This is a genomic window from uncultured Eubacterium sp. (assembly GCF_934295145.1).
Taxonomy (GTDB): domain Bacteria; phylum Bacillota; class Clostridia; order Lachnospirales; family Lachnospiraceae; genus Eubacterium_I.
Map to the genome: position 1 here is coordinate 18,006 of NZ_CAKRAS010000038.1, position 10,200 is coordinate 28,205.

The following is a 10,200-nucleotide window of genomic DNA, read 5'->3' on the forward strand; positions in this document are numbered from 1 at the left end:
TTAAAAAATATGGGAGAAAAGAATTTATGTTAGGTCATATGATAAAACGTGCAATTTGTAATAAGTGGATGGTATTAGCATGTGCTATTTCGATTGCAATTTTTTATTATGAAATGATATTTGGCTGGGTGTCGATTTACTCAATTATAACAGAACCAGCTATTTATAATGGGTTAGCACAATTATGTTGGTTGTTTGCTTGTTGTTCCTACGTTATATTTGCCGGAATGTTTCCGGGACTTGCATATGGAAGCTCTTTGTTGGAAGAACGCAATAGTGGATATCTTAATTATGTAAAAACAAGAATATCATTAAACAAATATATGGGATATAAGGTGATTGCAGTAGGTGTTTCCGGTGCAGTATCAACGCTCATTCCGTTTCTCTCAGTCGCTGTTCCATTGGCAGTCGCAACAAGAAATTCTTCTGTAAAATTTTCAAAAGATTTTTCTGAACTGATATGGAACAGGATTGTAATCATGTGGGGAGAACTGGCAGTTTACGTTTTGCATGGTTTACTTATGGTTCTTTTTGGAATTTTATGGGCAGAATTAACATTTTTGCTTTCAATGATTGTAAGAAATAAATATATTGTCTACATTTTGCCATTTGTAATCTATCAGGTGTTATGGATTATATTACCTCATGCGGTGAATCCAGTTTTTATGATCCGCTATGATGCGGATTATAACGATCCCCTGAGCCAACCATATCTTTTGTTTGCAATCTATATTGCAGGTGTGGTACTTGCAACTTGGCTTTTATACAGGAGGCAGAAAAAACATGAGAAAATTTAAACCGATGTTCTTACTGTTCTGGTATCAGTTACAGACGGTAATTTATCGAAAACGATGCATTGCAGGATATTTGCTTGGAATTGTATCCATAGCTGTCACTTCTGTGAATTATTATCAGTTCTTAGGAAAACATACAGGAAATGTGTGGGAAGCGTTTATTCAACATTTTGGCACACTGGGAAATATATCATTGATCGTATTTGGATTTATTATTGTGATATCAGATGCTCCATTTATCTGTTCAGATTCGTTCTTGAAAATTCACCGCACAGGAAGAAAAAATTGGTATGGTGCAATGTGGTTGTACATCATTGTACAAGGCTTCTTATACTATTTTATTTTGGCAATCGTAAGTGCAGTGATTTTGATGAGAAAAACGTATATGAATAATATTTGGGGACGAGCTGTACAGGGCTATGCGGGGGCAAGTTCATTTCGAAATAATTTGTCCATTCCATCGCCGTTGTTATTAAGTGAGTACAGTCCATGGTCAGCGATGTTACATACATTTTTGCTGATTGTTTTATATAGTATATTTTTAGCTGGAATACTATTTGCTTTGAATATGTATTCAAATACAGCATTTGGCACGATTGCAGTGGGATGTATTCATATACTTACGATGCTTATTAGTTCTTTGACGGTATTTGAATTTTTAAGACCATGGCTACACTTGGAAAATGCCACTCTGACAAATCATTTCGGTGAAAACGGACTTACGTTGGTGCATTCCTATATTTATTTTTTAATCAGTATTTTTATTGTTTATTTGCTGGGTAGATTTGTTGCAGTTCATACGGATTTCAGAATGATAGGAAGCAGTGAAAATAATGAATAAAAAATTTTTATTATCGATTGTGATTACGATTGGATTAACGTTTTTTTTGAAAATTACGGCATTGGATTTTACAGATTTATTGTCCGGACCTGGATGGACACCAGAGATGGATGGATTTTATGGGATGGATATTGTTCAATGGCTGCTGCTTTTTATGCCTGTTTATGCTTTGGAATTATGGCATGGTGAAGATCTGCTAAATCGTGCATATTTATATGTACACCGTTATCAGAACGTACAAAGCTGGTGGCTGCATTTGTATGGAACACTTGTTTTGGAAACTGTGATTTTATATCTGTGTATGAGTGGATGTGTATGTATTATCATGGGTAGCCACCTAACAAAGCAGATAGCAGTATCTCTGTTTCTGGTGATGTTGCATGCAATATTTTTACTGGCTTTTTCTATCTGGATCAGACTGATAAGTGGAAATATGATTATCGTAAGTATTCTGGTTGTGGTTTTAGAAACAGTCGCAAAATTTATGGTTGTTATGAATCATATAACACCGGCGCATAGTCTGTTTTCCTGGGGAATGTATAATTATTCCAGACAAAATTATGGTTCAGACGGTTTTTCAATAATAGTCGCAATGATCATTCAATTACTTGTGATCGGAAGTCTGCTTATATTAGTATCCGGGAAAGGAAAAGTATTGTTATTAAGGAGGATCAGTGATGGAAAAGTTCATTGAGGTAAAACATGTAAGTAAAGCCTTTAAAGGTGAAAATGTTTTAGAGGATATTAATCTTGAATTATATGATGATCATATTTATGGATTTGTAGGACGGAATGGCTCCGGAAAGTCAGTTTTGTTCAAACTGATCTGTGGTTATATGTATCCAAATCTTGGGGAGATCATCGTTCGTGGGAAAAAAATCGGAAAAGATGTAGACTTTCCGGAAAATTTAGGTGCATTGATTGAAAATCCGGGATTTTTATGGCATGAGAGTGGATTGTCAAATTTAGTATATCTGGCAAAAATTGCCGGAAAAATATCAAAAGAGGATGTAAAAGATGCGATAAAACGCGTTGGGTTAGATCCGAATTCTAAGAAACATGTAGGAAAATATTCTCTTGGAATGAAACAGCGTTTGGGGATTGCACAGGCAATCATGGAAGATCCGGACATACTGATTTTAGATGAACCAATGAATGGGTTGGATGAAGGCGGCATAGAAGATATGCGAAAGCTGATTCTGGAATTTAGAAAACCTGGAAAGATTGTATTGATCGCGAGCCATAATAAGGAAGATATTCAGGTATTATGCGATGAAGTATTTGAAATGAAAAATGGAGAGCTCTGTAATAAGGGAACAGCATAAATTGGGGAACTATAGATGGGTGAGCAAATCCTATGTATACCATTGGGATTAAGAAAAACGATTGATTATTGCAGAGGGTTTTGCTCTCTGAAATTTTTCTGTATAAAAAGATGCAGATAACATGCATATTCGACTTGATATGAATTTTAGAAAACCATTTGCAGGTTTCAACTGTCTTATATATGTAACGGAAAATGATAGAGAATTGGTGGACAAACTTATATGAGTGTAATGAATAAAGAAGAATTATCAAAGCTGATCTTGGAAAATCAAAAGGAAATGTATGTGCTGGCTTATTCTATACTGAAAAATCAGGCAGATGCTCAGGATGCAGTGAGTGAATGTATCGTGCGTGCATTTGAAAACCGGACAAGTCTCAGGAAACGTACAAGTGCAAGATCCTGGTTGATGAAGATTCTGATCAATGTATCCCGTTCGGCAATCACGAAACGACAGAAAGTTGTTCTTTTTGCTGATCCGGAACAATACGAGCAGGAACCAGAAACAGCGGAAGACCATTTATGGTCAGCGATTCTGGAACTGCCGGAAAATGTGCGGGTTATCATGGTTCTCTATTATTATGATGGTTTATCGGTGAGGGAGATCAGTGCGATGTTGAACATTCCGGAAGGAACGACAAAGACCAGACTCTCTGCCGGGAGAAAACAACTGGCAAAATGGATGGAGAACGGAAAGGAGAGCGGACATGTTATCAGATGAGCAAATGGATCGAAAAATCCGGAAGTATGTGAAAGCGCATCCGGTGATTCTGCCGGAAGATTACCAGATTATGGTAAAGAATCAGATCAGAAATTGTTGTGAAGATGAAGTGCAAATGAATACGAATGTGAAAAAACAGCGAAAAAAGAAAATGGCAGCGGCAGCGTGTATTGTGTTATGCATCGGAGTATGTGGTGCAGGTGGTGTACGTGCGGGAATGAATTATGCAAAACAGCGTGTAGCGCAGACGTCGGAAAAAGAGCAGGAATCTTTATGGAAAGATGCAGCCAAAGCAGATGCAGACACATTTTCCAGAGAATTATCCGAAAAGGAGCAGAAGCGCTTGAACGAACTGGCAGAAAAATATGAGACAGAAGGCCTGTTCCCGGAAGGAAGTATTTTGCAGATTTCGGATAAATCTGAAATTGTATCAAATCAGATTTGTTTTTTTGCTCAGGACAGTACCTTTTACCTGCCAGAGAAAGCATTGAATGATGAGCAGATGTTGGAATTGATTGATTTTTATGCAAAGCGGGATTACAGTGTGACAGCACAGGGACAAAAAGATGCAGAGGTAACCAATGCTTCAATAGATGATGTGACAGAAATTTCCCAAGAGGAAGCGTTGGAAAAAGCATCTACTTTGTTGGAACATTTATATGGGATTGATACGGATATACTTGCGGTCGAAACAGAACATGATCAGGCATTAGACGGAAATGGAGAGACATTTACAACAGATCATATCACTTATCGGGATGAAGCGGCAGGTATTTCCTATATGGTATCCGTAAATCTGCAGAATGGAGAAATAAAGACTGTTTCAGCGGAAAAAGACACTGGTTCAAATTATTCCAAAGAAATAGCGGAAGATGCAGCACAGTACCAGGGACTTTCTTTGGATGCAGAGAAGATAGCGCATGCATATATGGGAGAAAATGCTGTGTGGACTGCAAAACAGATCGAATATATGCGGGATGAAAAGCAGATGCTTGGAACAGGAATCGTAAATTATATCTTTGTGACGGATGCAGATGCCTGTGTTATAAGTTATAGCTGCGCACAGCAGTATTTCTATCAGGTTCGGCAATTTTCAAAGGACGAGTTAGACAGCTACTTGTCAGATGAAAAAGAGCAGGGGGCATTGAGAAGCCTGGAACAGATAATAGCAGACGTAAAGTAGTGAAAAGTATCATATGAAAATACAACAAAAAGTGGCAGGAGATAAAAAACTTCTGTCACTTTTTTGCGTCGAATAAGCGTTAAGTTTTCTTCCAGTTCAAATCAACGTATATATCTATAATTCCCGAAACTTTCCGTAACCGTTATCCATGACACTAAAAAATTAAAAATGTTGTAATGATTTGTATTTTGATGCGTCTTATTATCAAGAAAACGAATTTGAACGCAGAATAAGCATTCCCCCGCTTCAAGTGCGTAGAGCACTAAGCGGTAGGTAAGGGGGATGCTTATGTCAGTGGGAGTTAACAGCTCCCACTGACAGGTCGCAAAGCGACTGCGTTCATGAGCAAGTAGCAAAAGCGGATTGCGAATGTCCGCTTTACGGAGGGATTTTATAATGAAAAAAGGTTTTGTGGTGACACTGGCATTTACGATGTGTCTGTCACTTATTGGATGCGGGGAAAAAGGAACATATGATACGGGATCTGTTGATGAGGTGAAGCAGAATGCGGATGAGATCACGATATTTGTACTTGAAAAAAATAGTGCATTAAAACAGATTGCATCTGCATATGAAATGAAAAATGAAGGGGTAAAAATCACTTTTGATGATGGAAAAAATCAAAATTCTGACTTGACACAGACGGAAATATTAAAAAATCTGAATACTTCCATGCTGAATGGGGATGGACCGGATCTGATCTGTTTTGATGGGTTCAGTTCGGATGGATATGAGGATATGCTTGTAGATTTAAGTGGTATTGTACAAGCACACAAAGAGGACTGTTATGAGAATATTCTGGGCGCATATGAAAAAAATGATACCATCCTGCAGATTCCATTACGTTTTTCACTGACGGGTACATATACAAAGTCAGATTTGGCAGTCGACCAGAATGGCACAACTGCAGGGGAGATGCTAAAAGCTTCGGTATCAGTTTCAGAACTGGGAACTTTATTGGAAGAAAATGATCTGAAACTGCCGGCAGGATCAAATACGGCAATGATCACGTTATGGTGTCGGGTTTATGCCGAAAAAATAAACAGTGGAGATATGGATGAAAAGTCAATAGAGGAATTTTATGAGTTCCTGGATGAAATCGTGAAAAAATGCGGTTCTAAAAATTTGAGTGCCGCCATGGATTTCCTGAATTATGCGTGTACGGATGAGGCACAGGAAAACAGTGACAGTTTTTCCTGGTCTGTTAACCGTAATGTTATGGAAGAAAATATCAGTAATCCCAAGATCAGCACGACAATGTATACAGACAGCAGCGGGAAAGACCTTGGTGGAGATATGATCACTCCGACGGAGGCACAGGTAAAAAGTGTAACGGATCTTATTGAAGAAGTAAATACACCGATCTGCAATTATGAATTGTTTGTTGATTTTATATTGGAGCCGTATCAGGATTATCTGCTTGGGAAAATGACCCGAACGGAAGCAGTGGCAGCGGCCGGACAAAAGATCAGTATTTATCGGATGGAGAATGGACAATGAAAAAGAGGGCATGGCGCTTTTTGTGGATCAGTCTGGCTGGAATCCTGATCTTTTATCTGTGGGCATTTCTCATACTTTTTCGAAAATCTTTTTTCTCATCAGCTACGGGAACATGGATGGGAATGAAAAATTATCGGGATGTGTTGGGGAATCAGGCATTTTGGATGGCAATGAAGAATACATGCTTCTTTCTGGTGGTCAGCATTCTGGTTTTGCTTCTGCTGTCCCTTTTTGTGGCGCGTATACTCCTGAAAAACAGTATCGTGAACAGGATCGTCAAGAAAGGGCTGTTGATCCCGTTTGCAGTTCCTGCTGGTGCAGTGGTCTTTTTATGGAATCTGTTTTTTGATGTTCATGGTATTTTAAATGGCATCTGCTCAAAAATCGGTGGTGCGCCCATGCACTGGATGGAATGTAAATATGCGATGTACATTCTTGTGCTGGTGTATGTATGGAAAAATCTTGGATATTACGTCATCCTCTGGACAGTGGCATTGAACCAAATCTCAGAATCTGCCACAGAGGCGGCAAAAGTGGATGGGGCAGGTACGGTCAATGCCCGTAAAGGGGCAGCGGACGCGACGGCAGAAGAGATTGCGGAGGCGCAAAAGGCATACGAAGATGCTGTAAGTGAAATGGAAGTGGCTGTATCGGATGCCAGGTCACAGGTAGAAAGTGCATCGATACGGTCTGCCAGCTCCACGACTGCGGAACAGTTGAAAATTACAAGGATGCAGACAGAAGAAAAAAAGAAATCCCTTGAGGGAATGCTTGGGCAGGACGGAAAAAAATGTGCGGAATGCAGCGGGTATATAAAGGAAGTAAATATAAGTGTCGGCAATGATACAACGGGAGATGCAGATGTTATTGTGACAAGAATGGATGGCGGAATGAGTGTAGAGGTTACAATATCAGATACTGAAAAGCAGTATCTATCGGCGGGGGAACAGGTGCAGGTATATAAAGAGCAGGATGCGGAAACGGCAGGTGACTGTGAAGTCCTGTCGGTTGAAAAGAATGCAGATACCGGAGCGTGGAATGTTCTGGTAGATGTGTCCGGGCTGGATGTGAAGATCGGTGATAATGTTGGTGTACAGATATTAAATGAATCAGAGTATTATCCGTTTTTGATCCCGCGGGAAGCACTGCATTACAAAAGCGGTGGAAAATATTTCGTGTATATTGCGGAAGAAACAGAGACGGTCATGGGGACGGAAACACGTGCAGCAGCTCAGGAAGTGGAAGTATTAGATATGGATGATGTGAATGTGGCCATAGAGCGTATTTCACTTCAGACTCCTGTAATCATAGATTCGGACAGACAAATATCTGAAGACAGGAGGGTTAACTGTGAAAAAAACGAAACATAAGCTGAATTCTGCTTTTGGGAGTGTTATAATGCTTCTATTCCTGTCATTGTGCTGCATGGTCATTGTGTCGGAGTTAAAGGTATTTTATGCTCCGGATGAAACGATCCAGATCCGGCTTCAGGAAATGGAAGCGGCAGGGCAGGCATATGATTTCGTGGAAAAGGGAGAAAATCAGATTTCCGGGCAGCATTTTGTATGGTGGTGTCAGGATGTGATGCAGACAGTACGCGCAAAGGAAGTGGAAACAGAATTATCGGATGTGGACGTCCTTGAACTATGTGGAAATTCAGGGATTTTATTTGATAGTGCTGTATGGCTGGATTACCGGGACAGCACAAAATGTCTGGTCAGCGACGGACTGGCTTATGAGCTTTTTGGGACAACAGATGTTGCCGGACTGACCGTAATGTGGCAGGAACGGGAATATCAGGTCATTGGGAATATAGAGACCGGGAAAAAGGTAATGGTCTGTGAAACAGCAGCGGACAGTGAAGCAGAATTCGGTTTTGTCACGATTGAAAATACGGAAGGAAAAAGTGTCGGCTACCTTACGGAACAGTTTACCGCGTTGTGGGGGAATGGTGTGCTGATTGACTGGCAGTTTATGATCTTTCTGTTAAAGGCATTTGTTTTTGGAGTTCAGGTTGTGATCTTACTGATGTTGGGCAGACGGATTTATAATATTTCATTAAGGTACTGTAGGCGGGGATCGAAGCAATTATTTAAAGATGGCTGGAAGAAATGGATATCTGTGCTATGGAAACAAATCAGAAAGAATGGTATGGTTTTTACAGTATTGGTAATTGCTTTTGCAATCATAGTTATTGTGCTGGTAAAGAGTTTTTATCTGCCGGCTGATTATATTTCAGGGATTGCAGACCGCCAATTCTGGGTGGAACTGATCCGGGAAAAACGTGATGCATTTTATTTTTTTATTATTTGTCCGAAAACCTTTTGGGAGTTTGAAAAGATAAGAAGTGCATTTGTACTTTTGATATTTCCTGTAATAGAGCTAATATTGTGTAATTTGAAGATGTTTTATCCACATGGGGAGGAATGTGAATGGAAGAGATAGAAAACTTATCCAGGTATTATAAAATCATGTTCGGATATGTGTTTTCGCTTTGTGGAAATAAAGAACTGACAGAAGATATTGTTCAGGATACTTTTGTCCAGGCGATTCTGCATGAAAAATCATTCCGGGGTGACTGCAAGGTGGAAACCTGGCTCTGTCAGATTGCGAAAAATCTGTACTATTCGCATCTGAGAAAGAAGAACAGGCAGGAACCGTCGGAACAGGGATATACGGAAAATGATTTTGTACATAAACTCGAGGAAAAAGATACTGCAAAAAATGTGTTGAAGGTTCTGCATGAATTGCCGGAACCATATAGGGAAGTATTTTATCTGCATGTGTTTGGAGAGATTGCACTGGTGGAAATTGCTGAATTGTTTGGTAAATCGCCGAGTTGGGCAGGTGTTACTTATTACCGGGCAAAGCAGAAAATCAGTGACAGATTGAAGGAGGATGGATATGAATAGGATGAGCTGTAATGTAATACAGGATTTGATGCCGCTTTATATTGAACATATGTGCAGCGCGGAGAGCCGGGAACTGGTTGAGACGCATATCGCGGAGTGTGAAAAATGCAGAAAGCTTTTTTATGATTATACGGATGATACGATTGTGAAGGAAGTGCGTCAGCCGGAGAAGGAAGAACAGGCCTTTCAACAGATTTTGCACAAAGTCGAGAATAAAATAATGAAACGTGTCACTGTAATCGCGGCGGTAGTTATTTCTTTTGTAATCGCGATAGGGATTATAAGTTTTGCACCTTTGTTTCATGCTAGTTATGAAGATGCTGGATTGAACGTTATCGTTTCTGAAATAAATGATGCGGTTTACATTGATACGTCGATGGTTCGATTGAAATGTGATGTAGATGAAAATACTATTTTTTTGAACGGTAAATATAGTTTTGCAGAAAAACAGTCTAATAAAAAAAGTGGACAGACTTATCGATATTCGGAATCCTTGAAAAATGGGAAAATTAATAAAGTGATTTTTCGTAATCCAGATGGGAGTGAAACCGTTTTATGGGAACGATAAGGTGTTTGATAACAAGACTATATACAAATATTGCTATGTAGTCAACGGATATCCCATTTGTGTTAGCAGGAGAAATACAACGATTCACAGGTATCTGACAGTAGGGAGGGGAACAAGCCTGTTAGGGAATGTTCCGGCGGGCTTTCAAAAATCCTTCGGTAGTTTCCGCATTTTCATTTCTTTGGATGGATTGGAAATTTCAATCAACACAAATTTCTTGATGCTCTGGATACGGATTTTTAGTGGAATATTGCAGAGGGCGTTTGCCCTCTGCAATTTGGAGACTATGAAGAAAAGTCTGTAAATAAGATTCTTCTATGATAATACAAGGCGAAAAGTTCATCTATTGAGCTTTTC

At 39.4% G+C, this 10,200-nt stretch carries 11 protein-coding genes; all 11 read left to right on the forward strand.

Annotated elements, in window-relative coordinates; translation table 11 throughout:
• Nucleotides 1-26: 26 nt before the first annotated feature.
• The 11 genes from Q0I54_RS08870 to Q0I54_RS08920 all read left to right on the forward strand — a co-directional run bounded on the left by Q0I54_RS08870 (nucleotide 27) and on the right by Q0I54_RS08920 (nucleotide 9,843).
• Nucleotides 27-797, forward strand: coding sequence for a hypothetical protein (locus Q0I54_RS08870; protein WP_296118079.1), 771 nt, complete (start codon nucleotides 27-29; stop codon nucleotides 795-797).
• Nucleotides 784-1,635 (forward strand): hypothetical protein, encoded by an 852-nt coding sequence (locus Q0I54_RS08875; RefSeq protein WP_296118080.1) that lies wholly within the window; start codon nucleotides 784-786, stop codon nucleotides 1,633-1,635. Before Q0I54_RS08870 ends, Q0I54_RS08875 begins: the two co-directional genes overlap by 14 nt.
• Entirely contained in the window at nucleotides 1,628-2,329 is a 702-nt protein-coding gene (locus Q0I54_RS08880) for a hypothetical protein (RefSeq protein ID WP_296118081.1), read from the forward strand. Before Q0I54_RS08875 ends, Q0I54_RS08880 begins: the two co-directional genes overlap by 8 nt.
• Entirely contained in the window at nucleotides 2,313-2,960 is a 648-nt protein-coding gene (locus tag Q0I54_RS08885) for an ATP-binding cassette domain-containing protein (RefSeq protein WP_296118082.1), read from the forward strand. Before Q0I54_RS08880 ends, Q0I54_RS08885 begins: the two co-directional genes overlap by 17 nt.
• Before the next feature lie 222 nt (nucleotides 2,961-3,182).
• Complete coding sequence (locus tag Q0I54_RS08890; protein WP_296118083.1) at nucleotides 3,183-3,680, forward strand: RNA polymerase sigma factor; 498 nt, start codon at nucleotides 3,183-3,185, stop codon at nucleotides 3,678-3,680.
• Nucleotides 3,667-4,863, forward strand: coding sequence for a hypothetical protein (locus tag Q0I54_RS08895; protein WP_296118085.1), 1,197 nt, complete (start codon nucleotides 3,667-3,669; stop codon nucleotides 4,861-4,863). The genes Q0I54_RS08890 and Q0I54_RS08895 overlap by 14 nt, the downstream gene beginning before the upstream one ends.
• Before the next feature lie 396 nt (nucleotides 4,864-5,259).
• Nucleotides 5,260-6,363, forward strand: coding sequence for an extracellular solute-binding protein (locus Q0I54_RS08900; RefSeq protein WP_296118087.1), 1,104 nt, complete (start codon nucleotides 5,260-5,262; stop codon nucleotides 6,361-6,363).
• On the forward strand, nucleotides 6,360-7,733 hold the full coding sequence (locus tag Q0I54_RS08905) for a hypothetical protein (protein WP_296118088.1): 1,374 nt from the start codon (nucleotides 6,360-6,362) through the stop codon (nucleotides 7,731-7,733). Before Q0I54_RS08900 ends, Q0I54_RS08905 begins: the two co-directional genes overlap by 4 nt.
• A complete protein-coding gene (locus Q0I54_RS08910; protein WP_296118089.1) occupies nucleotides 7,714-8,808 on the forward strand; it encodes a hypothetical protein in 1,095 nt (364 codons plus the stop codon). Before Q0I54_RS08905 ends, Q0I54_RS08910 begins: the two co-directional genes overlap by 20 nt.
• Nucleotides 8,796-9,275: an RNA polymerase sigma factor gene (locus Q0I54_RS08915; RefSeq protein ID WP_296118091.1), complete on the forward strand. Its 480-nt coding sequence runs from the start codon at nucleotides 8,796-8,798 to the stop codon at nucleotides 9,273-9,275. Before Q0I54_RS08910 ends, Q0I54_RS08915 begins: the two co-directional genes overlap by 13 nt.
• The gene (locus tag Q0I54_RS08920; protein WP_296118093.1) at nucleotides 9,268-9,843 is read left to right on the forward strand and encodes a zf-HC2 domain-containing protein; all 576 of its coding nucleotides are present in this window, start codon (nucleotides 9,268-9,270) and stop codon (nucleotides 9,841-9,843) included. The genes Q0I54_RS08915 and Q0I54_RS08920 overlap by 8 nt, the downstream gene beginning before the upstream one ends.
• The last annotated feature ends 357 nt before the right edge of the window (nucleotides 9,844-10,200 follow it).

Excerpts from the sequence above, each read along its gene's own strand:
- Q0I54_RS08870 (WP_296118079.1), top strand. The coding sequence starts at position 27 with ATGTTAGGTCATATGATAAAACGTGCAATTTGTAATAAGTGGATGGTA.
- Q0I54_RS08875 (WP_296118080.1), top strand. The coding sequence starts at position 784 with ATGAGAAAATTTAAACCGATGTTCTTACTGTTCTGGTATCAGTTACAG.
- Q0I54_RS08880 (WP_296118081.1), top strand. The coding sequence starts at position 1,628 with ATGAATAAAAAATTTTTATTATCGATTGTGATTACGATTGGATTAACG.
- Q0I54_RS08885 (WP_296118082.1), top strand. The coding sequence starts at position 2,313 with ATGGAAAAGTTCATTGAGGTAAAACATGTAAGTAAAGCCTTTAAAGGT.
- Q0I54_RS08890 (WP_296118083.1), top strand. The coding sequence starts at position 3,183 with ATGAGTGTAATGAATAAAGAAGAATTATCAAAGCTGATCTTGGAAAAT.
- Q0I54_RS08895 (WP_296118085.1), top strand. The coding sequence starts at position 3,667 with ATGTTATCAGATGAGCAAATGGATCGAAAAATCCGGAAGTATGTGAAA.
- Q0I54_RS08900 (WP_296118087.1), top strand. The coding sequence starts at position 5,260 with ATGAAAAAAGGTTTTGTGGTGACACTGGCATTTACGATGTGTCTGTCA.
- Q0I54_RS08905 (WP_296118088.1), top strand. The coding sequence starts at position 6,360 with ATGAAAAAGAGGGCATGGCGCTTTTTGTGGATCAGTCTGGCTGGAATC.
- Q0I54_RS08915 (WP_296118091.1), top strand. The coding sequence starts at position 8,796 with ATGGAAGAGATAGAAAACTTATCCAGGTATTATAAAATCATGTTCGGA.
- Q0I54_RS08920 (WP_296118093.1), top strand. The coding sequence starts at position 9,268 with ATGAATAGGATGAGCTGTAATGTAATACAGGATTTGATGCCGCTTTAT.